The sequence below is a fragment of the Chitinophaga sp. 01L420 genome (genome assembly GCF_056399985.1).
Genome location: NZ_JBFTSK010000001.1, coordinates 99156 through 123165 on the forward strand (window position 1 = coordinate 99156; position 24010 = coordinate 123165).

General features: G+C 44.9%; 18 protein-coding genes. 8 read left to right on the forward strand and 10 right to left on the reverse strand.

What is annotated here, in order from left to right; genetic code table 11:
• The first annotated feature begins 40 nt into the window (after window positions 1-40).
• On the forward strand, window positions 41-5626 hold the full coding sequence (locus tag AC1DP6_RS00435; RefSeq protein ID WP_477053113.1) for an alpha-2-macroglobulin family protein: 5586 nt from the start codon (window positions 41-43) through the stop codon (window positions 5624-5626).
• Window positions 5627-5713: 87 nt separating this feature from the next.
• Here AC1DP6_RS00435 and gap read toward each other — a convergent pair whose 3' ends face one another.
• From gap to AC1DP6_RS00450, 3 genes are all read right to left on the reverse strand, one after another.
• Entirely contained in the window at window positions 5714-6727 is a 1014-nt protein-coding gene (gene gap, locus AC1DP6_RS00440) for a type I glyceraldehyde-3-phosphate dehydrogenase (protein ID WP_477053114.1), read from the reverse strand.
• A gap of 19 nt (window positions 6728-6746) precedes the next feature.
• A complete protein-coding gene (locus AC1DP6_RS00445) occupies window positions 6747-7616 on the reverse strand; it encodes an alpha/beta fold hydrolase (protein ID WP_477053115.1) in 870 nt (289 codons plus the stop codon).
• Between the two features lie 244 nt (window positions 7617-7860).
• Window positions 7861-8739 carry an AraC family transcriptional regulator gene (locus AC1DP6_RS00450; protein WP_477053116.1) on the reverse strand — a complete coding sequence of 293 codons (879 nt, stop codon included), beginning with the start codon at window positions 8737-8739 and terminating at the stop codon, window positions 7861-7863.
• Between the two features lie 173 nt (window positions 8740-8912).
• Between AC1DP6_RS00450 and AC1DP6_RS00455 the strand changes: the two genes are divergently transcribed.
• The gene (locus AC1DP6_RS00455) at window positions 8913-10043 is read left to right on the forward strand and encodes an alkene reductase (protein ID WP_477053117.1); all 1131 of its coding nucleotides are present in this window, start codon (window positions 8913-8915) and stop codon (window positions 10041-10043) included.
• On the opposite strand, the gene AC1DP6_RS00460 is transcribed toward AC1DP6_RS00455, so the two are convergent.
• Entirely contained in the window at window positions 9988-11253 is a 1266-nt protein-coding gene (locus tag AC1DP6_RS00460) for an RNA polymerase sigma factor (protein WP_477053118.1), read from the reverse strand. The two genes, AC1DP6_RS00455 and AC1DP6_RS00460, sit on opposite strands and share 56 nt — an antisense overlap.
• 4 nt (window positions 11254-11257) lie before the next feature.
• The gene (locus AC1DP6_RS00465) at window positions 11258-11602 is read right to left on the reverse strand and encodes a YciI family protein (RefSeq protein ID WP_441573267.1); all 345 of its coding nucleotides are present in this window, start codon (window positions 11600-11602) and stop codon (window positions 11258-11260) included.
• A 134-nt stretch (window positions 11603-11736) separates the two neighbouring features.
• On the opposite strand from AC1DP6_RS00465, the gene pbpC reads away from it, so the two are divergent.
• Window positions 11737-14133, forward strand: coding sequence for a penicillin-binding protein 1C (pbpC, locus tag AC1DP6_RS00470; RefSeq protein ID WP_477053119.1), 2397 nt, complete (start codon window positions 11737-11739; stop codon window positions 14131-14133).
• A gap of 106 nt (window positions 14134-14239) precedes the next feature.
• Here pbpC and AC1DP6_RS00475 read toward each other — a convergent pair whose 3' ends face one another.
• The 3 genes from AC1DP6_RS00475 to AC1DP6_RS00485 are packed head-to-tail and all read right to left on the reverse strand — an operon-like array spanning window position 14240 to window position 16429.
• On the reverse strand, window positions 14240-15496 hold the full coding sequence (locus AC1DP6_RS00475; RefSeq protein WP_477053120.1) for a replication-associated recombination protein A: 1257 nt from the start codon (window positions 15494-15496) through the stop codon (window positions 14240-14242).
• A 15-nt stretch (window positions 15497-15511) separates the two neighbouring features.
• Window positions 15512-15943, reverse strand: a complete 432-nt coding sequence (locus tag AC1DP6_RS00480; RefSeq protein WP_477023339.1) for a group III truncated hemoglobin — start codon at window positions 15941-15943, stop codon at window positions 15512-15514.
• A 12-nt stretch (window positions 15944-15955) separates the two neighbouring features.
• On the reverse strand, window positions 15956-16429 hold the full coding sequence (locus AC1DP6_RS00485) for a hypothetical protein (RefSeq protein WP_477053121.1): 474 nt from the start codon (window positions 16427-16429) through the stop codon (window positions 15956-15958).
• A 205-nt stretch (window positions 16430-16634) separates the two neighbouring features.
• Here AC1DP6_RS00485 and AC1DP6_RS00490 point away from each other — a divergent pair, with 205 nt between their 5' ends.
• Together AC1DP6_RS00490 and AC1DP6_RS00495 are read left to right on the forward strand one after the other, a co-directional pair.
• The gene (locus AC1DP6_RS00490) at window positions 16635-18695 is read left to right on the forward strand and encodes a M13 family metallopeptidase (protein ID WP_477053122.1); all 2061 of its coding nucleotides are present in this window, start codon (window positions 16635-16637) and stop codon (window positions 18693-18695) included.
• Window positions 18696-18846: 151 nt separating this feature from the next.
• Window positions 18847-19134 carry a YHS domain-containing protein gene (locus AC1DP6_RS00495; protein WP_477053123.1) on the forward strand — a complete coding sequence of 96 codons (288 nt, stop codon included), beginning with the start codon at window positions 18847-18849 and terminating at the stop codon, window positions 19132-19134.
• Between the two features lie 435 nt (window positions 19135-19569).
• Here the strand turns inward: AC1DP6_RS00495 and AC1DP6_RS00500 are convergent, their stop codons facing one another.
• Window positions 19570-19971, reverse strand: a complete 402-nt coding sequence (locus tag AC1DP6_RS00500) for a hypothetical protein (protein ID WP_477053124.1) — start codon at window positions 19969-19971, stop codon at window positions 19570-19572.
• Window positions 19972-20244: 273 nt separating this feature from the next.
• Entirely contained in the window at window positions 20245-21075 is an 831-nt protein-coding gene (locus AC1DP6_RS00505; protein ID WP_477053125.1) for a UDP-2,3-diacylglucosamine diphosphatase, read from the reverse strand.
• Between the two features lie 180 nt (window positions 21076-21255).
• Here AC1DP6_RS00505 and AC1DP6_RS00510 point away from each other — a divergent pair, with 180 nt between their 5' ends.
• From AC1DP6_RS00510 to rfbA, 3 genes are all read left to right on the forward strand, one after another.
• Window positions 21256-21906 carry a DUF47 domain-containing protein gene (locus AC1DP6_RS00510; RefSeq protein WP_079469694.1) on the forward strand — a complete coding sequence of 217 codons (651 nt, stop codon included), beginning with the start codon at window positions 21256-21258 and terminating at the stop codon, window positions 21904-21906.
• 41 nt (window positions 21907-21947) lie between these two features.
• Complete coding sequence (locus tag AC1DP6_RS00515; protein WP_441573258.1) at window positions 21948-22952, forward strand: inorganic phosphate transporter; 1005 nt, start codon at window positions 21948-21950, stop codon at window positions 22950-22952.
• 159 nt (window positions 22953-23111) lie between these two features.
• Window positions 23112-23984 (forward strand): glucose-1-phosphate thymidylyltransferase RfbA, encoded by an 873-nt coding sequence (gene rfbA, locus AC1DP6_RS00520; RefSeq protein ID WP_477053126.1) that lies wholly within the window; start codon window positions 23112-23114, stop codon window positions 23982-23984.
• Window positions 23985-24010: the final 26 nt, after the last annotated feature.

Consider the following 24010-nt stretch of genomic DNA (forward strand, 5'->3'; position numbering starts at 1 on the left):
ATTCGCACCTAATAGTTAATCACCCTAATCACCATTCCTGATGCACCCATCAAAACGGCTTATTGCTGTAGCAGCATTATTTTTTTTCATGGCCGCCCTGTTTGTGATCAGTGGTTGCCGTACCACCCGAAAAGAAATGAACCCGGAATTTGCCAGATATATTGAGGCATATACCGCAGGTATCATTTCCAAACAGAGCGCTGTCCGCGTTCACCTGACCGGACAAACAAATGTAACGCACACCCAGAACGAGCCCCTGGATAAGGAAGTATTCGAATTCTCGCCTTCCATCAAGGGTAAGTCGTACTGGATAGACGCTACCACCATTGAGTTCAGACCAGACGAAAATCTGCAACCCGGTAAAACCTACCAGGCCACTTTTAAACTGGGCAAAATCCTCGATGTTCCCAAAGAACTGAAAGCCTTTGATTTTGAATTCAAGATCATTAAACCATCTTTTTCTATAGAAAATTTCGGACTGAAATCCAGTACCAACAATACCCTGGACCGCATGACCTGCACCGGCGCCATCTACACCGCCGATGTGGAAGATCCGCAGGCCATTGAAAAAATACTGACTGCACAATATGCTGGTAAAGGACTACCCATTACCTGGCAACACAATGCCACCGAACGCACCTCACGGTTTACCATCGCTAATATTGCCCGTTCCAACATCGCCCGCAACCTGGAGCTGAACTGGAATGGCACCTCCCTTAAAGTAGACAATACCGGTAAAAGCACTACCGAAATTCCTGCTATCGGCGACTTTAAAGTATTGGACGTCAAAGCCCTTTCTGATCCGGAACAACACCTGCTGGTACAGTTCTCCGATCCTATCAGTATGGCACAAACACTCGAAGGCCTGATTGGTATCAGCGGACAAAGCGATTTACGTTATACGGTAGATGGTAGTGAAGTAAGCGTATATACCCCTACCAGGCTGGAAGGAAATTATAATGTAATTGTGAATGAAGGCGTGATCAACATCACGGATAAACGCTTAGGCAAAACATTCAGTGCCAACGTAAATTTTGAAAACACCCTGCCATCTGTCAGCATCCCGGGCAAAGGAGTGATCCTGCCGGAAAGTAACAAGCTGGTGATGCCGTTTGAAGCCGTAAACCTCAACGCAGTAGATGTTACCATCATCAAAATTTACGAAAACAATGTACCACAATACCTGCAACGCAACGACCTCGATGGCAACCAGGAGTTACGTCGTGTAGGCAAGCCCGTAGTAGAAAAAACAATTCGTCTCGATGTGGATAAATCGGTGAATCTGCATAAGAAAAATCGCTTCTTCCTCGATCTTGATAAGATGTTACGTACGGAACCGGGCGCTATTTATCGTATCACCATAGGTTTCCGCAAATCATACGCCATGACCGCCTGCTCTGCGGATACCACCAAAGACGGAGATAAAGTATCTTCAGAGGGGGAAGAAGGGGAAGAAGAATATTATGGCGGAGAAAAAATTGACGATGACGACTCCTTCTGGCAGCGCTACGATAGCTACTATCCATACGGATATAACTGGGACCGCCGCAATGATGCCTGCTCTAATTCTTACTATAGCAAAGACAAATGGGCTTCCCGCAATATTATTTCTTCCAACATTGGCCTCATTGCCAAAAGAGGAAATGACAACAGCATGGTAGTAGCGGTAACGGATATACGCGATACCAAACCCATGATAGGCGTGGAACTGGAACTGCTCGACTACCAGAACCAGGTGATCTTTAAAACTAAAAGTGATGGTGAAGGCTTAGCTTCCTTTGACCTGAAACGTAAGCCTTACCTGCTCATTGCCAAAAAAGAAAATGAAAGAGGCTACCTCAAACTGGATGATGGAAGTTCATTGCCATTAAGCCGCTTCGATGTAAAAGGAGAAGAAGTACAAAACGGTATCAAAGGCTTCCTGTATGGCGAACGTGGCGTATGGCGCCCCGGCGATTCTGTTTATCTCACCTTTATACTGGAAGACAAAGGACAGAAACTCCCCGCTGATCACCCGGTAACACTGGAATTATACAATCCAAAAGGACAGTTATACAAGCGTATTAATCAGCATGAAGGATTGAACGGCTTCTACAGCTTTGCTACTGCTACTGCACCGGATGACCCTACCGGCAGCTGGGTAGCCAAAGTAAAAGTAGGCGGCGCCACCTTCCAGAAAAATGTACGCATAGAAACCGTAAAGCCTAACCGCCTTAAAATAAAAATGGATTTCGGCAATAATATATCCTTGTCGAAAGGCAGTTCTACCGGTAACCTCTCGGCCATGTGGCTGTTTGGTGCTACCGCTCAGCATCTCAAAGCAAAAGTAGATGTATCACTCGTACAGGGAACCACCAGTTTCAAAAACTTTGGTGATTACTCCTTTGACGATCCGGTAACACATTTTGATGCAGAAAATAAAACCATTTTTGAAGGTCCGCTGAACGAGAACGGAACAGCGCCTGTAAATGCCGATATACAGTTGGGCAAAGTGGCGCCGGGACAACTGAAAGCTAATTTCGAAGTAAAAGTATTTGAGCCGGGAGGCGATTTCAGTATCGATCATTTCTCCATGCCTTATAATCCCTTTACTTCCTACGCTGGTTTACGTATGCCTGCCGGCGATCGTACCACCGGTATGTTGCTCACAGACAGACCTCATACCATTGACCTGGTAGATGTAGATGGCAACGGCAACCTCACCAAAGGCAGTCGTGAAGTACAGGTAGAAGTATACAAAATAAAATGGAGATGGTGGTGGGATGAAGGGGAAGAAGATGATTACTCCAACTTCACACAGGACAGCTACAATCAACTGCTGAGCAAAGAAACTGTTACCCTGCAGGATGGCAAGGGTAAGTGGAATCTCCAGGTAAATTCACCAGACTGGGGCAGGTACCTCGTAAGGGTGAAAGACCTGCAAAGCGGACATACCGCCGGTAAATCGGTATATATCGACTGGCCAGGCTGGGCAGAAAGAATGCAGAAAGATAACCCTGCGGAAGCATCTATGCTGGTGTTCACTTCTGACAAACAACAATATAAAACCGGTGATGATATTACCCTGACGATCCCCAGCAGTGAAGGCGGACGCGGGCTGGTTAGTATTGAATCCGGCAGTAAAGTATTAAAGACCTACTGGATCACTACCAAACAGGGACAAACAACTTTCAAATTCAAGGCGGAAAAAAACATGACGCCTAATATATACGTGAACGTTAGTTTGCTGCAAAAACATGCGCAAACATTGAACGATCTGCCAATCCGTATGTATGGTACTATTCCGATTTCAGTAGAAGATCCCGGTACCATTCTGAAACCGGTGATCACCATGTCGGATAAGCTGAAGCCTGAAACAGAAGCCAGTATATCCGTGAGCGAAAGCAATGGTAAACCGATGACATACACCATCGCGATTGTAGATGAAGGCTTGCTGGATCTTACCCGCTTTAAAACACCGGATCCACATAGCGCCTTCTATGCCAGAGAAGCACTGGGCGTAAAAACATGGGATCTGTACGACTTTGTAATAGGCGCCTGGGGCGCAGATATGGATCGTATCCTGAGCATTGGTGGTGATGAAGGGCTGGATAAAAATGCTGGTAGCGCCAAAGCCAACCGCTTCAAGCCCGTAGTGAAATATATGGGTCCTTTCTACCTGAAAACAGGACAAAAACAAACACATAAATTCAAGCTGCCGCCATATATCGGCTCTGTAAAAGCAATGGTAGTAGCCGGTCAGGACGGCGCCTATGGCTTTGCAGAAAAAGCAGTAGCAGTCAAGAAACCGTTGATGTTGCTCACTACAGCGCCGCGTGTACTGGGACCATCAGAAACCATACAGGTGCCTGTCACCGTATTTGGCCTGGAACCTAATATCCGTAGTGCCAGCGTTACCATCAGCACCAGTCCTTTGCTGGAAATAGTGGGTGAGCGTACTAAAACAGTCACCTTCACACAGCCGGGAGAACAGCTGGTTTACTTTGATGTAAAAGTAAGACCACAAACAGGTGTTGCTAAAATAAAAGTAGTGGCCAGCAGTGGCGCAGAAAGAGCAGAAGAAAATATAGAACTGAATGTGCGTAATCCAAATCCAGTGATTACCAATATCATTGAAAATACACTGGAAGGTAACAGGAGCTGGGAATCGGCCTTCAGCCCCGTTGGCATGGCAGGTACCAACAGCGGCGTACTGGAAGTATCCACTATTCCATCGCTCAACCTGGGCAAGCGTTTACGCTACCTCATAGAATATCCGCATGGCTGTATTGAACAAACTACTTCGGGCGTATTCCCGCAGCTGGTGTTGAATCAGCTGATGGATGTAAAAGAAGGTCAGCTGGCAGAAATAGACCGTAATGTAAAAGCAGGTATCAATCGCCTGAAGAGCTTCCAGACTTCTGACGGTGGTTTCAGCTACTGGCCGGGAGAAGGTAACTCTGATGAGTGGGGGACCAACTACGGCGGCCATTTCCTCATAGAGGCGCAGGCTAAAGGTTATACATTGCCTCCGGGACTGTTGGATCAGTGGAAAAAATACCAGCGCAATAAAGCCGGTACCTGGGCGCCGAGCACATTGAACTTCTACGGTGGAGACCTTACACAGGCTTATCGTTTGTACCTGCTGGCACTGGCTAAGTCGCCGGAGTTAGGTGCGATGAACCGTTTAAAGGAATTCAAATACTTATCTGCTCCTGCCAAATGGAGACTGGCAGCGGCCTACAAGCTGTCCGGACAACCGGAAGTGGCAAATTCGCTGGTACAGAATCTGCCTACAGACGTAAAACCATACACGCAATTAGGAGGTACCTTTGGTTCCGATCTGCGCGATAAGGCGATGATACTGGAAACGATTACCATCCTGGGCCAACGCAACCGTGCCGGCGAAATGGTAAAACAAATTGCAGCGCAGTTGTCTCAAAACGATCAGTGGTACAGCACACAAACCACCGCCTATTCCCTGATTGCCATTGCCAAATACTGTGGAGAAAACAAAGGTGGCAGCAAAATAAGCTTTGCCTATACGTTAAACGGCGTTAAAGGCACTGTAAACGGCCAATCTTTCGTTACGCAGATACCAATTACCTTCAGCGGTAATACGGGCAATATCAGCATCCAGAATAACGGACAGAACTTACTATATGTAAGACTCATTCTCCAGGGACAACCGGATGCCGGTCAGGAACCGGTAGCCAGCAACAACCCCGATGTATTGGGTATGCAGGTAAGCTACAGCACCCGTGATGGTAAACCAATTGACCCGGCTACCCTCAGACAAGGCAGTGACTTCATGGCTACGGTGACCATCAATAACCCGGGTAAACGCGGTTACTACGAACAGATGGCGTTATCTCAGATCTTCCCGTCCGGATGGGAAATCCTCAATACCCGGTTAATGGATAATGATAGCGCTTTCCATTCTTCCCCATCTACGTATATGGATATCCGTGATGACAGGGTTTATACTTATTTCAACATTGAAGAAAACAAACGGCGTACTTATAACGTACTGCTGAACGCCGCTTACCTGGGCAGGTACTATCTGCCGGCTACCTCCTGCGAAGCGATGTATGATAATACCATTCATGCTTTCCAGCCAGGTAAATGGGTGGAAGTAGTGAAGTAGCTTTTAGCTGTTAGCCATTAGCTGTTAGCAAAAATGCAGCGAGGGACATAGTATGTTCTCCGCTGCATTTTTGCTAACAGCTAATGGCTAATGGCTAAAAGCTTCTCCGATATACCTTACGGTCCTTGCTAACTGCGATACATAACTCATCTCATTATCGTACCAGCTCACCACTCTCACAATCTGTTGTTCTCCGGCTGATAATACTTTTGTTTGTGTAGCATCAAAGAGAGAACCATAGTTGATACCAATCACATCACTACTCACTATTTCATCGGTGTTATATCCGAAGCTCTCATTGGCGGCGGCTTTCATGGCGGCATTCACTTCATCCACTGTTACCTTTTTGTTAAGGGTAACTGTTAATTCGGTGAGTGATCCGGCTATCACCGGTACCCGTTGTGAAGTACCATCCAGTTTACCTTTTAAACCGGGCAATACCAAACCGATTGCTTTCGCCGCGCCGGTGCTGGTAGGAATAATACTTTGTGCCGCTGCTCTGGCGCGTCTCAGATCTCCTTTAGCATGAGGGGCATCCTGAATATTCTGATCGTTCGTATAGGCGTGTATGGTAGTCATCAACCCATTTACAATACCAAATGTATCGTCCAGCACCTGTGCCATAGGAGCCAGGCAGTTGGTGGTACAGGAAGCACAGCTGATAATAGTTTCTGTACCATCGAGGGTAGCGTGGTTAACATTATACACAATGGTTTTAATATCACCTGTAGCAGGTGCAGAGATGACTACTTTTTTGGCGCCTGCTTCAATATGAGCCGCCGCCGTATTTTTATCAGTAAAGAAACCGGTACTTTCCAGTACTACATCTACTGCATGTTGTCCCCAGGGGATTTCAGCAGGATTTCTTTTTGCATAAATCTTTATTTCTTTTCCGTTTACCTGTATCGCATCTGCAGTTGCGGTTACTGTTGCCTCAAATCGACCCTGAGCAGTGTCATACTTCAGCAGGTGTGCTAATACAGCAGGACTTGTTAAATCGTTGATCGCCACTATTTCAATGCCTTCCTGATTGTATATTTCACGAAAAAACAATCTTCCAATTCTTCCAAAGCCGTTAATGGCAATTTTAGTGTCAGACATACCTCAATATTTTAGGTGATTATAATTTTCTTAAAAAATCATGCATCAATGCAGCTACTTCTTCATGATATTCTTCCAGTACAAAATGGCCACCATCCAGTAGATGGACTTCTGCATTTTCTACATCTCTTTTATATGCTTCTGCACCAGGCCAGGTGAAGATCTTGTCGTTTTTACCCCACACTACCAGTACAGGCGGCTGCTGTGTGCGCAAATACTGCTGCCATTCCGGGTATTTCGGGAAATTGGTACCGTAGTTCTGAAACAGTGCGATCTGTATTTCTTCTACACCAGGTCTGGCCATATAAAAATGCGCCAGCTCATAGCTGTCCGGGCTCACGCGTTCCGGGTTAGCTGCGCCAAACACATGTTCTTCCTTAATCCTTGGCAGCGTTAATTTATCTGCGATCGCTGCCAGCAAAGCTTTTTCATCATGTTGCAGTGTTCCTATGATCTGTACATCCGGTCCTAGCCCTTCATTATACACATTGGCATTTTGTATCACCAGGGCTTCTACCAGCTCTGGTCTTTTAGTGATAATGCGGAAACCAATAGGACCGCCATAATCCTGCAAATACCAGGTGAATTTTGTTAAGCCAAGGGCATCAATAAACTGCTCCATCACCACTGCCAGGTTATCGAAAGTATAGTCGAATGCTGTTAATGCAGGGATGCTGCTCTGGCCAAATCCAGGATAGTCGGGAGCTATCACGTGGTACCTGTCCGCCAGGTCATGAATAAGATCCCTGTACATATGAGAGGTGGAAGGAAAGCCGTGTAAAAGCAATATCACCGGTGCATCTGCGGGCCCTGCTTCCCGGTAAAAAATGTCGAGGTTGTTAACAGTAACTGTTTTGTATAAAACGCTGGTAGTAGTAAGTGTTTTCATTTGTGTTAAATTTTGTACTATTTGGTACAATAATAAGTAAAAAAAAGTGTTAGCGGATATATGATGTAGTTATTGCGGGTAGTTTGGTTTGTGTATCATCTGTATTAGTTTTCTGGCATAAAGATATATATTTTACCAATTGGTACAAAATATATCTTAAAAAATTTAAAAACAGAAGAAGAATCATCCCGGTGCTTTCATGATCGACCTATTAGTAAGCGGAACATACAATTGGGCAGCGTTATTACTGATTTCCTACCGGACGGGCATTTTTCCGGTATTCCAGCGGACTCACTCCGCTATGTTTCCTGAACTGTCGCCCTAAATGGCTTTCATCGGTAAAGCCCAGTTCTCCCGCAATCTGGCTGACGGTAAGCGTGCTGAAAGCCAGGCGTTGCTGCACCATATTTATTTTATACTGCGTAATATAATGCTGTAAACTTTCGCCCGTAAGTTTCCTGAAATACTCGCCTACATAATTTGCAGAGAGATTGAAGTGACCAGCGAGATAATCCACTCTTAATTTTTCCGCATCACTGATATGTTGCCTGATATGCAACAGCATCCGGTTAATCAGTGGCTCTGTTTCCTGACCGGTAGCAGTGGTGCCGGCATTTGTATTGTCGGACGCATTGCGGGCCAGGATATTCAGCAACAGGGTCACAAAATGCTGCAGGTTCTCTTCATGATAAGCCTGCTTCTGCTGATACTCCTGCACCACATTATTAATCAGCGAGCTAATCATCTGACAATCACCTGCATCTTTTACTAACAGCCGCTGAAAACGGTTATGGTGAGAAAAGATATGTTCCAGTTGCTTGAGCCATTGAACAATCCTTGCGCGGTCAGGTGCATTTTTATACTGTCCAAGGAAAACCTCCGAGAAACGGATAGAGCAGAAGCGCGTAGGAGTAGTGGCATTAAATCCGCGGCAATCCAGCGGTGTAAAGAGAAAGATGCTTCCCTTTTCGTAAGGAAAATCATTCAGGTTGGTTGTGCGCACACCGCTCCCTTCCAGGATTTGTACAATCTCGAAGAAATGATAAATCAACGGACGCTCTTTCCAGCATTCCATATCTGATACATGTACCTCAAACGGACGGTGCAACTCTTTACGCTCCATAATTGATTGCCTTTACAAATGATGTATACGGACTGCATCCATCATGCGGTGCACAAGACAGGTATCCCACCTTATGCCCGGTAACCTGTAAAATTACAAAAGAAACCTCTCTTTATCACTGTTCTGCCGTGACTGCCCCGCGTAATTTTGTCATCAGAAAATCACAATAGATCATGAATACGAGAGAAAAGTTATTGTCGCCGCTTGTTACCCCTTTATTCACCTTTAAAAACCGGGTAGTGATGGCTCCTATGAGCAGACGCCGCTCGGACCAGGGTATTCCCAGCCCTTCAGCACCATTATATTACGGACAAAGAGCGGGCGCCGGTTTAATCATAGCCGAAAACAGTGCCGTTGCGGCTAACGGTCTCGGCTATCTGAATGCACCAGGCATTTATAATGCAGCGCAAAAAGCTGCCTGGAAAAAAGTAGTAGACGAAGTACACGCCAGGGGCGGAAAAATATTTGTGCAACTGGTCCACACCGGCCGGATAGGACATCCGCTGAACCAGGAAGGAGGCGCACCACTGGTAGGTGCATCTTCCCTGAAAGCGGAAGAAAACATCCGCACGCCCGGAAATGAGCATCACCCGATGCCGGAACCGGAAGTATTAAGCACTGCCGGCGTAAAAGCGATGGTAGACGCACATATCCAGGCCGCTATTGCCGCCATAGCTATCGGTTTTGATGGAGTGGAAATACATGGTGCACATGGCTTTCTTCCGGAACAGTTCCTGCATCCCCTCACCAACCTGAGAACAGATGAATACGGTGGTAGCATCGCTAACCGCAGCCGATTCCTGCTGGAAATCATGGAAGGTGTGACAGCCGCTATCGGCAAGGAACGCACCGGCATCAGATTATCTCCTTTCGCGGTACTCAATGATTTACCGGCCTATGTAGAGGAAGCGGCTACCCATCAGTATATCACCGATGCCTTACAGCAATTAGGTATATTGTATATCCACCTGTCCAGCCAACCGCTGAATGGATTGCCAAGTATATCTACGGCTTATATCCGGGAGGTACGCCAACGCTTCCATAACCTGTTAATAGTGGCAGGCGGACAAACAGCCGATTCCGGCGAAACCTTGTTACAAGCGGATCTGGCGGACCTTATTGCCTACGGTAAACCTTTTATAGGGAATCCTGACCTGGTGGAAAGATTCCGTCACAATACACCATTAACCGAAGCCGATGCCAATATCTTTTATGAAGGAGGCGATACCGGGTATATCGATTTTCCCATCATTCACCGTCATCCGGAAGCCTCGTCCCCTGAAGTTCCTCAATGGCTTTTCTAAGCGTTTTTTGTGTGGTTACAGATTTGCTGAGGGTGATCGCTTTATGATAATAGCCGATGGCTTTATCAGTATCTGTATCGGTCCATAGGTAAGCCAGTAGCGCGTAGTAATAATCATGTTCCATCAGCTGCAGTTTTTCTGCCTCTTTTATCCCCTGTTCGCTCCCATAAACTTTTGCAAAAGCAAATGTTCTGTTCAGCGCAGTCATAGGAGAGTATTCTATCTGGACAAGTTGATTATATAGTTGTAAAATATGCTCCCATTTACGTTCATCCGTGGGAGTAGTATGCCAATAGGCAATGCCTGCCTCCAGATGGTATTTTGATATATCATTCCCGGTGCAGGCATTGACCAGGTAATAATTTCCTTTCTCAATCAATTCTTTACTCCACAAACTTTTATCCTGCTGCTCATACAAAATAGCTTCTCCCGAATCATTCTCCCTTGCGTCGAGACGGGAACTCTGAAAGCACATCAAAGCCAGTAGTGCATTGGCTGCTGTAGTATTGACCAATGTGCTTTCTGTTAAAATAAGTGTAAGCCGCATCGCTTCTGAACAAAGGTCTTTGCGGATGGAGTGATTATTGGAAGTAGAAAAATATCCTTCATTAAACAACAGGTATAAAGTTCTCAAAACAGTATCCAGTCTTGACGCCATTGTAGTAGCTTCCAACACCTTAACCTGAAAATTATCATCGCGGAGATTGGCCCTTGCCCTCAACAGCCTTTTCTTGATCGTTTCTTTTTTAGTAAGAAATGCATCTGCTATTTCTTCTACACTAAAACCACAAAGAATCTGAAGGGCTAAACAGATCTGCGATTCTTTTGAGTTGCTGGGATTACACACCGCAAAAATCATTGCCAGCTGGCTATCTGTAATAGTTTGCGGAGTAAATTCAAAATCGGGTTCCGCTTCAATATCCGTTGTTGTAATGGCGCCCTTGATATGTGTTTCAAAAATAGAAATCCGCTTGAGATAGTCTTTGGTTTTGTTTTTTGCAACCGTATAAAGCCAGGCAGTTGGGTTTTCAGGAATACCATTTACGCCCCATGCCTCCGCAGCTTTTAAAAATGTTTCGCTGGCAATGTCTTCAGCGATCTCCATATGTTTCAGGCCAAAATGACGGCATAATACAGCCGTCATCTTGGTATACTCCAATCTGAATAAGTGAGGCAAAAGCTCCTGGTATGTGGCGGCCTTTTCTGCCATCCGCTTAACTTTTCTCTCCTGGTGCTAATATGGCCCGTACTTCCACATTTCCGCCCATTTTTAACACCGGGTTGCCTTTGGCTAATTCAACGGCTTCTTCAATAGACCCCGCCTTTACAATCATGTACCCACTGATAAACTCCTTGATTTCTGTATAAGGACCATCTGTTACCACATCGTTGGGTTTCACCGTTTTAGCACTGCTGGCAGACAGGCGGTTTCCTTTGTCGGCCAGCTTATTCTGGGCAGCAATACTTCCCAGCCAGTTCATCCTTTCCTGTAGTTGTTCTGGTGATGGATTGTCGTGAGAATCCTTGCTGTTTCTGAAAATTAATATGAACTCTTTCATGATAATAAGTTTGTTGATTCATCCTTACAACGATTGAACTTTTCCGATGGGGACAAATAACTTTTTGCCAATGGGCATCACTTATAAAGTTAACCCTATCTTTGAACACACAAAATTATTACCCGGATTCCCCGATGAAGCTATATACACTCAAACAATGGTGCCTTAAAAAGAAATGGTGGCTGACAGCAGCAGGCATTCTCCTCATCGCATATTATTGTTGTTTACCCAAACAGCTTTTCACGGCTGCCACTTCCTATGTGCTGGAAGACAGCAACGGTGATTTGCTCAATGCCAGTATAGCTCCGGATGGACAGTGGCGCTTTCCCTACAACGCACATGTACCGCAGAAATTTGAGCAATGTATTGTTGCTTATGAAGACAAGCGATTTTATTATCACTGGGGCCTGGATCCTATTGCGATCGCCAGGGCTATTAACCAAAATATACGGGGCAAGAAAGTAGTGAGTGGTGGCAGCACATTAACCATGCAGGTGATACGCCTGTCGCGCAATCAACCCCGCAATATCTGGCAAAAAATGGTGGAAGGAGTATTAGCCACCCGGCTGGAGTTTGCTGCATCCAAAAAGAAGATCATTGCTTTATATGCTGCCAATGCGCCTTTCGGCGGCAACGTAGTAGGACTGGAGGCGGCAGCCTGGCGTTACTATGGCCGTAAAGCAGATTTGTTATCATGGGGAGAAATGGCTGCCCTGGCCGTTCTTCCAAATAGTCCTGCGCTCGTGCACCCGGGTCGCAACAGGGTAACGTTGTTGAATAAACGTAATCAGCTGCTGACGAAATTATATCATCAACATACCATCGATAGCATTACCTGCCAGCTGGCCAAACTGGAACCCTTGCCAAATCAACCTTTGCCGCTGCCCCAGGAAGCACCGCATTTACTAGACCTTTTCCGTAAAGAACACCTGCAACAAAAATCAGATGCTCCTACCCGCATTCAAAGCACAGTGGTGGCCGACCTGCAACACAACGCCACTGCCATTGCAGAACGATATCATAACGCTTACAAAGCCAATGGCATTAACAATGCCGCTGTCCTGGTGCTGGATGTAGAAACCGGTAACACCCTCGCTTATGTTGGCAATATCTATAATCCTTCCGACCCGGAGCTGGAAAGCCACGTAGATATTGTGCAGGCAAGAAGGAGTCCCGGCAGCACCCTGAAACCGGTGCTGTATGCCGCCATGCTGAATGATGGTCTGATACTCCCTAATACCCTGATTCCCGATATCCCCACACAAATTGCCGGGTACTCCCCGCAAAATTTCGATCTGGGTTATGACGGTGCTGTGCCGGCATCCCGTGCGCTGGCAAGGTCATTGAATATACCAGCCGTACGCATGTTGCAACAGTACCGCTACGAACGGTTCCATTCCTTATTACAGAAAATGGGGATTACTACACTCAATAAACCGGCAGACCATTACGGCCTGTCATTGATCCTGGGTGGGGGAGAAACTACACTGTGGGAAATGTGTGGTATGTATGCCAGCATGGCCCGCACGTTGCTGCACATGGAACAATACAAAGGGAAATACGATATGGATGATATCCATCCACCTAACTATCGGCAGAATATTCAACGTCCTTCGAAATATGGGCTGAGCAAAGATGGGCTGTTGGATGCAGGATCTATCTGGTATGCCTTTCAGGCGATGACAGAAGTGATGCGGCCAGGGGAAGAATTACTATGGCAGCAATTCTCTTCCTCACAGCGTGTTGCCTGGAAAACAGGTACCAGCTTTGGCTTTCGCGATGGATGGGCTATTGGCGTTACACCGCAATACGTGGTAGGTGTATGGGTGGGTAATGCCGATGGGGAAGGTCGCCCCGGACTGATTGGCGTGTCTACCGCAGCGCCCATATTGTTTGATGTATTCCGCTTATTGCATACCAGCGGATGGTTTAACACCCCTTATGCCCAAATGAAAAAGATAGAAGTCTGCCGTAAAAGCGGCTTCCGTGCCAGTGAATTATGTGAAGAAAGAGATTCTATATATGTGCCGGCAGCAGGTATGCGGGCAGGTATCTGTCCATATCACCAGTTAATCCACCTCGACAGAACAGGCCAGTGGCGCGTTACAGAAAGCTGTGAGTCGCCGCAATTTATGCAGCATAAATCCTGGTTTGTATTACCGCCTTCTCAGGAATATTATTATCGCAGTAAAAATTATTATCAGCAGCTACCGCCGTACAAACCGGAGTGCCTGGCATCACTCGGGCAGGATAAAGCACCCATGGAACTGATTTATCCACGACCAGGTGCGAGAATATTTGTACCCGTAGAAATTGATGGAAAACCCGGTCAAACGATCTTTACGGCCACACACCGTAACAGCTCCGCTAAAATATTCTGGCACCTGGACAATAACTTTATTGGCACCACCGCTGAGTTTCATCAGATGGCATTACACCCTGCAGCAGGAAAACATACGATTACGTTAGTAGATGAGAATGGGGAAAGAGTAGAACAAACATTTGAAATTTTAGATAAGGAGCGGGAGTAAATTAGAAATTACGAATTACGGATTTGTGGGTAGATAGTATTGAACAACATCCGCGTTTACGATCTACCCACAAATCCGTAATTCGTAATTTCTAATTCGTAATTCTCTAATAATTATATTTCTCCTTCCACAAATTCTTCAGATACTTCCGCAACTCTTCTTCCCGCGGGTTATTCCCTGGTTCATAGAACTTCGTTCCTTTAATTGCATCAGGCAGAAACTCCTGCACTACAAAATTATTCTCGTAGCTGTGTGCGTATGCATATCCATCTCCATATCCCATCTGCTTCATCATTTTCGTAGGGGCGTTCCTGATATGCATCGGCACAGGCAGATCACCGGTTTTGGCAACGATCGATTGTGCTGCGCTGATGGCCGTAACAGCAGCATTGCTTTTAGCAGAAGCCGCGAGATAAGTAACACATTGCGAGAGGATGATTCTTGATTCCGGGTAACCTATCAGGTTGACAGCCTGAAAACAACTGGTAGCCAGCAACTGCGCATTGGGATTGGCATTGCCGATATCTTCTGATGCCAGGATTACTAACCGGCGTGCAATGAATTTCACATCTTCTCCGCCATCAATCATTCTGGCGAGATAGTATAATGCTGCATTCGGATCACTGCCACGAATAGATTTAATAAAAGCGGAAATGATATCATAATGTTGTTCCCCGCTTTTATCGTAAATGGCTACCCGCTGCTGCGCAATATCCATTACTTTCTTATCTGTAATCACGATCGGATCTTCCTGGAGAGTGGTCATTACCAGTTCAAACAGGTTAAGCAGTTTGCGGGCATCTCCCCCTGAAATATTAAACAGGGCGGTGGTTTCTTTTAATTCAATGTTTTTGCTGCGCAACCATTCATCGCGTTCCATAGCCTGTTGCAACAATGTCATTAACTGATCGTTGCCCAGTGGCTTGAGTACATATACCTGGCTGCGTGATAATACCGCCGCATTTACTTCGAAGGAAGGGTTTTCGGTGGTAGCACCAATGAGGGTGATGATACCTTTTTCTACGGCACCTAACAAGGCATCCTGCTGGGATTTATTAAAACGGTGAATTTCATCAATAAACAACACCGCATGCTGCTGTCTTCTTGCCATCTCAATCACTTCCCTCACTTCTTTCACACCAGCCGAAATGGCGCTGAGAGTGTAAAAAGGTACCTGTAGTGTATGCGCAATGATATTGGCAATCGTAGTTTTACCAACACCCGGAGGACCCCACAAAATCATCGAAGGGATCATGCCTTGCGCGATCGCTTTTCTTAAAATACTGTCCTTGCCGGTAAGATGTTCCTGCCCCACCAGTTCATCCAACGTTACCGGTCTTAACCGCTCCGCTAATGGTTGCATACTACACTTATTGTTTTATTGGTGATTGCCCGGGTTAACGAGCGGGATATTTTTGTCGGTGCCAGGATGATTGATCTGGTTCATTTTAAATGCCATAATTTCCTTGATGGACCTGGCACGGGTAATGGCCAGGGTAGCCTTTTCTCCTGTAAAAAGGGTGGTTACAGCAGCTTCAAACAACTCCAGCCAGCGGTCAAAATATTCCGGCTGCAGCGGCACCAGCTTATTCAGTTTAAAATGAGGATCCATGGCGTTCCGGCCATAGTTGCTACCATCCAGTAACAGGCTTTCCCAGAAATCATACATAATGGGCAGATGATGCGGCCAGTCAACTTTTGCCACATCATTAAAAATAAAACCGATCAGTTCATCGGCTTTCACTTTCTCATAAAAACTATCAATCAATGATTGTATGTCGTCTCTGTTGGCTATTTCCCGCTTTTCCATACCCGATATTTTTTATTCTGCTTCTGGCTCCTCTTCTGCTATATCAATGTGCTGTTGCTTTTCCTGCCATTGACGCAGGTAGCGGAAAGACAAAATCGCATTCAACAACAGGGTAATGCCCATAAAAAGGCAAATTCCCCCTAAAATCTGTACACTTTGACGTGTAATGGCCTTTTGTTCTTCCGGAGATGGTAACATCGCCTTCAGGTCCTTGATAATATTGTCCGGTAAACTGATCAATGCCAGTCCCGCCACTACTATTAAAGAAGAAAAGAACAATTCTATCACCCCCATGATACGGATCCCACCTGGTGTATTTTCTTTCAGGGGCAATTCCGGTATCAACAGACTGCGCTGCAGATATAAGGATAAAACGCTATGAATGAAACAGGCGCCCCACAGCAACAACCCCAGTAAAGAGGGAGTATTAATCCCCTGGTACAGCATTACGGAAAGACCCGTAAATGCAGAAAAACCAGATATCATCAATGCTAGTGCTGTTGTGATTCTGTACAATTTAAACCTGAAATCCATCTATATCTTAATTTACGTAACACAAACCTACCTAATTATTTAGAGATTATCGGAATTGATCCGCTGCACCACCACGGCGGAGATTGCCGTTCATAAAAAACCTTTGCCGCAACATGACCCGTTTTCCATAACTTTAAATACTAAACCTGTTTTATATATGAACAAAACCAATGCGGTAAAACTACCGTTGCTGGCTGCCATGATTACTTTTGCAGCCTGCAATTCCAACAGTTCCTCGCACCAGGGAGAAACAGCAGACTCCGTGAAGGTGCCGGCATTTAACCTGGCCGATATAGACACCACTGCCAAAGCCTGCGATGATTTTGACAATTACGTAAATGGAAACTGGAAAAAGAATAATCCTATACCATCTACCGAAAGTGGCTGGGGAGCATTCAATATCCTCGATAAAGAAAACAAGGAAGTACGCCTCAAAGGAATTATTGCTGACATCACCAGCAAAACAGACCTGAAAAAAGGTACAGAAGAACAACAGATCGCAGATTATTACTCGTCTTTTCTTGATACCGCTACCATTGAGCAACGCGGCATCACACCCCTCCAGCCTTACCTGGATAAAATTAATGGCATCAAATCACTGGCTGACTGGGCCAGCGTAACCGGCGAACTGCAGAAAATCGGCGTATCCTCCTTTACCGGATTCGGTGCGGATGCAGATGCGAAAGACAGTAAAATGAATGTACTATACGAGGGACAAAGTGGTTTAAGCCTCGGCGAAAAGAGCTATTACGAAAGACAGGATTCTGCTACCAAAAATGTACGCAACGAATTCTTGTCGCACGTAGACAAAATGTTTAAGCTGGCAGGCTTCACAGAAGCTAATCCTGGTAAAACAGTGCTCGATTTCGAAACCAAACTGGCGAATATACAACTCTCCAATGTAGAGCTCCGCGATCCGGTTAAAACCTACAACAGATCCGCTTATGCTGACCTGAAAAAACTGGCCCCGGATTTCGACTGGGATAACTTCGCTGCCAAACAGGACATTAAAACAGATACTATTGTTCTTCAGAACAAAGAATATCTGACCAAAGCAGCCAGTCTGCTGAAGACCATCCCGATAGAAACACTGAAAACATACACCAAATGGCAGTTGCTCACCCAATTTGCCGGTTATTTACCTGCGTCTTTTGATACAGAAAATTTTCATTTCTTTGGTACGGTTATGACCGGTAAGAAAGCACAGAAAACCCGCGCCGAACGCGCTATCCGTTCTACAGATGGCAAAATGGGTATGCCATTGGGCAAACTGTTCGCCAAGAAATACTTCCCTGAAAGCAGCAAACAGAAAGTATCTGAAATGATCGAAAACGTGCGCAAAGTATATGGCGAAAGAATCGACAAACTCACCTGGATGGGCGATTCTACCAAACTGATGGCACACAAAAAATTATCTTCCTTTACTTATAAGATCGGGTATCCTGACAAATGGAAAGATTACTCTTCTATCAATATTGAAAAAGGAAAACTGCTGGAAAACGTAGTAGCAGCAAGTCTGTATGAGCACAATGAAAATATTAAAAAAATAGGTAAACCAGTAGACAGAAGCGAATGGGGTATGACTCCTCAAACGGTAAATGCCTACTACAATCCTTTAAACAACGAAGTAGTATTCCCTGCAGGTATTCTCCAGCCTCCTTTCTACAATCCTAATGCAGACGATGCGATCAACTATGGCGGCATCATTGCTGTAATAGGTCACGAGTTTACCCATGGTTTCGATGATCAGGGTTCTCAGTTTGATGCAGAAGGCAACCTGAAAAACTGGTGGACAGAAGCTGATCGCAAAAACTTCGATAAGCTCACCAAACGTTACATCGATTACTTCAGCACACTGGAAGCTTTACCTGGCTTCAAAATAAATGGTGCTTTGACCATTGGTGAAAACGTAGCCGATCTGGGTGGTTTAACCCTGGCGTATCATGCACTGGTGAAATCTTTTGAAGGTAAGGGCGAACCTAAACCTATCGATGGATTTACCTGGCAGCAACGTTTCTTCCTGGGATGGGCACAGGTATGGCATGGTAATATTACCGATGCTGCTCTGCGCAATCAGATCCAGACAAATCCACACTCACCGGCAAGATTCCGCATCAACGGACCATTACCTCACCTGGCTGAATTCCAGGCAGCATGGGGTTGTGCTCCCGGCAATAAAATGGTTTTACCCGAAGCTGACCGTGTAGTGATCTGGTAAAGAGAATTACGAATTACAAATTACGAATTACGGAGTTGTGAGTAGATTTTCGCGAATGATGATCATCGCGTTTACAATCTACCCACAACTCCGTAATTCGTAATTTGTAATTCGTAATTCTCTTTTATCAATACCTTCGTAAAAAAATAGTATGAAATATATATTCTTCATCGGTAGCGCATTATTCCTGTTTGCCTGTGCCCAACAAAACAAACCTGCTGAAAACAATGCAATGCCGGCAACGCCTGCCGCGGCAACAGAGAAGCCGGTAGCAGATGCCAATGGCAAATTACCCGACCCGGTATGTGAGATGCCTTATGATACCAGTTATAAAGAATGGGCAGTGTATAAAGGAGATACCCTGCATTTTTGTTCCGTTACCTGCAAAGGCGTATTCGAAAAAGCACCGGAAAAATACATGGCTAAACTGGGAAAATAATCCCGTAACTAATAAAAACCGTCCGGGTAGAAACCCGGGCGGTATTGGGTTCAGTTTATGAATCTATTGTATAAAATACAACTATTGCAAAATTTGTGAAAGTGACATGGTGAAGAAATATGATAAGTATGTTTCCGTAAGCAGTGAATATATGGGCGAACAGTTAACAAAACTGTATTAATTATACAGTTACAAAATAGGTTTCCTATACTTTGCTACTTCTTTAATTTTTCAATACTTCTTTAATTCCATTGACAAAAGTATTGGCATGACATTACCACATTGTTAAGAGAATATTACCAGCATGTTAATTGGTGATTTTATTTATCAGGGGGCTAACGGCTACAAACATACGAAAAGGAGAAAACGGATACGGGCTAAAGAACAGACCCGGAGAAATACATCTCCCGGAATATTATAAAAAACAGGAAGCAGTTACCACATATTCTGCTGGGGCGACTGCCGGTTATTATTCATCAGCATATCCAGGGAAATATCCAGTTGATAGTTGCGGTCTTCCTTCTTATCACCTGCAGGGCTGGCTATCTGGAATAAGTGCTGACTCTTGTTCATAAAAGGTTTGTTGTCCTTATTACACAATTCCAGCGAAAAATTAAACCGTTCTTCCACTTCTTCCTCAAATTCACGCAAACTCAGCGTTTCATCTATAGGGAACTCTATCAGGATCTCCTCTTCAAATCCGGCTTCTTTCAGGGTGTCAAAAGCATTGGCCAGCGAGTTACGCACATACACTGCCACATTGCAAAAGAGCAAACGCTGGATTTGCATTTGCAATAGGGAGATCGTCATTAAAGGATGCAACTTCAATACTTTCATCTAGCTGTTTTTCTGCTTTTTTAAATATATACTATCGTCACACTTAATTATTTCTCTGGCAAACTTAGGAGTCTACTTTTAATTTAATATTAAGCGCTTGTTATGATTTTGTGAAAATAATATTTAAATATAAATATATAATAAAATAATAAATGTAATAGATATCCGCTGCTTAGGTATTGCTGAAAACAACACCTGAGCAGTGGCATTAACGATGCTACGGTAAAAGTAATCGGGGCAGCAGCAATCCGGCAGCATTCCGCTGCACAGGCATCAGCTTCCGGGGAAAGTAATGATACGGGTGGCGTCCCAGTCATTAGCAGCATCATCCTCATCTTCCGCCAGTACAATTTTGGATTTGGTAACAGGGTGCTGGTACAGGCTCCATTGCTGGTTTATATATTCGAGAGATGTAAGGCTTTCTACCCAATCACCTGAATTCAGGTAAGTCACCGTTTTATCGCCCACCTGCATTTCTTTGATCAGCGGCTGGTGGATATGCCCACAGCATACTACATCAAAATCCTTATCCGCTGCGATTTCAGCAACTGTTTGTTCAAAATCTGAAATAAACTTAACAGCCGTTTTCACGCCCTGCTTCACTTTTTTGGAAAAAGACATCTTTTCCCGCCCCAAACTTTCCAGCACATTATTCACCAGGCGATTCAGGATAATCAACAGGTCGTACCCTTTGCCTCCCAGTTTCGCCAGCCACTTGGAGTTTTTCATGGTCACGTCATATACGTCGCCATGAAAGAACCAATGCCTTTTCCCATCTACCTCCAGCACAAGCTTGTTGTCGATCGTAAAGTTACCCAGTTCAAAACCGGCGTATTTACGCAGTGCCTCATCATGGTTTCCTGTCAGGTAATACACCTCGGTTCCTTTGCCAATCATCTTCAGGATTTTCCGGATTACCTTGGTATGGGCTTTTGGGAAATAACGTTTGCTAAATTGCCAGATATCGATAATATCCCCATTCAGTACCAGAATCCGCGGCTCAATACTATCCAGGTACTGGATCAGTTCTTTGGCGTGGCACCCGTAAATTCCCAGATGTACATCTGAGATGACGGCAATATCTAATGGGCGTTTGTCTGACATTTATAGGCGGTATGTACAGGTTGTAGGCAGCCTGTTTATGAGTATAATTTTCTATGCAAAGGAAAAATCGCTATATTACTTTTATATTAATACAGTGTTAAGGAATTATTAATTCGCTTTTTTTGCTGGTAGGGATAGATCGAGAAAGCTAATTTTGCGGCAAATTATAAACTCAAACGTATGGGAGGCTTCAATTCTTTTGTTAAACTATTCATGCCGAAAGACCGGGTATTTTATTCTTTGTTTGAAGATGTAGCTTCCAATCTTGTAGAAATGGCCACTGTGCTCAATGAGCTGGTTGCCACTACTGATCTGGCTGTGAGAAAAGATAAAGTGCATCTGATAGAGCGCCTGGAGCACAAAAATGACGATTACACCCACCGCATATTTGTAGAACTCGGACAAAACTTCATCACCCCATTTGATCGGGAAGATATTCACTACCTGGCCGCCACACTGGATGATGTAGCTGATTACATCCATGGTTCCGCCAAAAGAATGGACCTCTACAAAGTACATTACATCAATGACAGCATCCGTAAGCTGGCTGAATTAATCCACCTGGGTGTACTGGAACTTGCCAAAGCTATCCCCGAACTGCGCAATATGCAGAATATGCGCATCATTACTGATGCCTGCGTAAAGATCAACAGCCTGGAAAACCATGCTGATGACATCTATGACATGGCCATCGCCGATTTGTTCGACACCGAGCAAAATGCGGCAGAACTGATTAAAATGCGTGAAATCTACCAGGCCCTGGAAATCGCTACAGACAAGTGCGAAGACTGCGCCAATGTAATAGAAACCATTATTATCAAGTACTCCTGATAAGGGAAATACAGTTCTGAACGCATAATTCTCCCTAAGTCATGACTTTATTAGTAGTAATTATCATACTGGCCTTCATCTTTGACTATATCAATGGTTTCCATGATGCCGCCAATTCTATCGCCACAATTGTGTCGACAAAGGTGCTGACGCCATTTCAGGCAGTACTCTGGGCCGCAGTTTTCAACTTTGCGGCTTTTTTTATTGCCAAATATATCATCGGCGAGTTCAAAGTAGCCAATTCTGTAGCCAGCTCCGTATTTGAACAGTTCATTACGCTGAAAGTAATCCTTTGCGGCCTGGTGGCTGCCATTACCTGGAACCTCTTTACCTGGTGGCTGGGCATCCCTTCCAGCTCCTCCCATACACTGATCGGTGGTTTCATTGGTGCAGCAGTAACTGCCTCCCATGGCAATATTGATGTAATCAATTTTCATAAAGTATTGCCTACCGTATATTTCATCGTACTGGCACCGCTGATAGGTATGGTCGTAGCTTTTATTATTACCCTGATCATTGTAAATATCTGCCGCAAGGCAAATCCCTACCGCGCAGAAAGCTGGTTCAAACGCCTGCAGCTGGCATCTTCCGCTGCATTGAGCCTTGGACACGGTAGTAACGATGCACAAAAAGTAATGGGTATCATCTCTGCTGCCATGGTATCTGCCGGTTATATCGGCAGTATCAAAGAAATGCCGGACTGGGTACCACTGGCCTGCTTTACCTGTATCGCACTCGGTACAATGAGTGGTGGTTGGAAAATCGTTAAAACCATGGGTACACGCATCACCAAAGTAACACCATTGGAAGGTGTGGCCGCGGAAACATCCGGTGCTATTACCCTGTTCCTCACAGAACACCTGGGTATTCCCGCCAGTACCACCCACGTTATCACCGGTGCTATCATGGGGGTAGGTGCTACTAAAAGATTGTCTGCTGTTCGTTGGGGAGTAACCGTTTCCCTCCTCTGGGCATGGGTTTTAACTATTCCCATCAGTGGATTACTGGCTGCTTTCACCTATTTCATCGTAAATTTCTTTATTTAACAGATGATGATTAAAATATTTGAAAAGCTCTCCGGTCTTTACGGAGAGCTTTTTTTTATAAAAAAAACATGCTATTTGAAACAGAGCCGCTATTTTTGTGCGGTTTTCTACTGATTTAGAAAGCTACCAGTTAGTGACCATCAAAAATTGATCTTGCAAATGAAAGGAATTATCCTGGCCGGCGGTTCCGGCACCCGGTTGCACCCCATTACGTATGCTATCAGCAAACAAATAATGCCGGTGTATGACAAACCAATGATCTATTACCCGCTGTCTACTTTGATGCTGGCGGGAATAAAGGATATCCTGATCATTTCCACACCACATGACCTACCCGCTTTTCAACGTCTTTTTGGTAACGGGCAGCAATTGGGGCTGAATCTCAGCTACGCAGAACAGCCAAACCCCAATGGGCTGGCGCAGGCATTTGTGATAGGAGAAGAATTTATCGGTAAGGACAGCGTAGCACTCGTATTGGGAGACAATATTTTCTATGGCGCTGGCCTCGGGACCCAACTGGCCCAAAATGCCAATCCTGATGGTGGTATCGTATATGCCTACCAGGTATCAGACCCCGAAAGATATGGCGTGGTGGAATTCGGAGATGATATGAAAGTATTATCCATTGAAGAAAAACCAGAACAACCGAAGTCAAACTATGCCGTACCAGGCCTCTATTTCTACGACAACAGCGTAGTGGAAATTGCTAAAAACCTGGAACCCAGCCCCCGTGGTGAATACGAAATTACAGACGTCAATAAAGAATATTTACAACGCGGAAAATTAAAAGTTTCTATCTTACCCCGCGGTACAGCGTGGCTGGATACCGGTACCTTTGACTCACTGATGCAGGCATCACAGTTTGTACAGGTGATAGAACAAAGACAAGGAATAAAAATTGCCTGTATCGAAGAAATTGCCTTCCGTAAAGGATTTATCAATGGTGACCAATTGAAAGAACTGGCAAAACCTTTGCTTAAAAGCGGCTACGGGGCATACCTCGAAACAGTACTCAAACAAAAAATGTTCTGAAATAACTAATAAAGTAAATCTGAAAT

Coding starts and splice junctions, on each gene's coding strand:
- AC1DP6_RS00485 (WP_477053121.1), bottom strand. CDS start 16,429: ATGATATCTGGTTTTTCTGCATTTACGGGTCTTTCCGTAATGCTGTAC.
- AC1DP6_RS00455 (WP_477053117.1), top strand. CDS start 8,913: ATGAATACGAGAGAAAAGTTATTGTCGCCGCTTGTTACCCCTTTATTC.
- AC1DP6_RS00490 (WP_477053122.1), top strand. CDS start 16,635: ATGAACAAAACCAATGCGGTAAAACTACCGTTGCTGGCTGCCATGATT.
- AC1DP6_RS00505 (WP_477053125.1), bottom strand. CDS start 21,075: ATGTCAGACAAACGCCCATTAGATATTGCCGTCATCTCAGATGTACAT.
- AC1DP6_RS00480 (WP_477023339.1), bottom strand. CDS start 15,943: ATGGAAAAGCGGGAAATAGCCAACAGAGACGACATACAATCATTGATT.
- AC1DP6_RS00515 (WP_441573258.1), top strand. CDS start 21,948: ATGACTTTATTAGTAGTAATTATCATACTGGCCTTCATCTTTGACTAT.
- AC1DP6_RS00460 (WP_477053118.1), bottom strand. CDS start 11,253: ATGGCAGAAAAGGCCGCCACATACCAGGAGCTTTTGCCTCACTTATTC.
- AC1DP6_RS00510 (WP_079469694.1), top strand. CDS start 21,256: ATGGGAGGCTTCAATTCTTTTGTTAAACTATTCATGCCGAAAGACCGG.
- pbpC (WP_477053119.1), top strand. CDS start 11,737: ATGAAGCTATATACACTCAAACAATGGTGCCTTAAAAAGAAATGGTGG.
- rfbA (WP_477053126.1), top strand. CDS start 23,112: ATGAAAGGAATTATCCTGGCCGGCGGTTCCGGCACCCGGTTGCACCCC.
- AC1DP6_RS00475 (WP_477053120.1), bottom strand. CDS start 15,496: ATGCAACCATTAGCGGAGCGGTTAAGACCGGTAACGTTGGATGAACTG.
- gap (WP_477053114.1), bottom strand. CDS start 6,727: ATGTCTGACACTAAAATTGCCATTAACGGCTTTGGAAGAATTGGAAGA.
- AC1DP6_RS00450 (WP_477053116.1), bottom strand. CDS start 8,739: ATGGAGCGTAAAGAGTTGCACCGTCCGTTTGAGGTACATGTATCAGAT.
- AC1DP6_RS00465 (WP_441573267.1), bottom strand. CDS start 11,602: ATGAAAGAGTTCATATTAATTTTCAGAAACAGCAAGGATTCTCACGAC.
- AC1DP6_RS00435 (WP_477053113.1), top strand. CDS start 41: ATGCACCCATCAAAACGGCTTATTGCTGTAGCAGCATTATTTTTTTTC.
- AC1DP6_RS00495 (WP_477053123.1), top strand. CDS start 18,847: ATGAAATATATATTCTTCATCGGTAGCGCATTATTCCTGTTTGCCTGT.
- AC1DP6_RS00445 (WP_477053115.1), bottom strand. CDS start 7,616: ATGAAAACACTTACTACTACCAGCGTTTTATACAAAACAGTTACTGTT.
- AC1DP6_RS00500 (WP_477053124.1), bottom strand. CDS start 19,971: ATGAAAGTATTGAAGTTGCATCCTTTAATGACGATCTCCCTATTGCAA.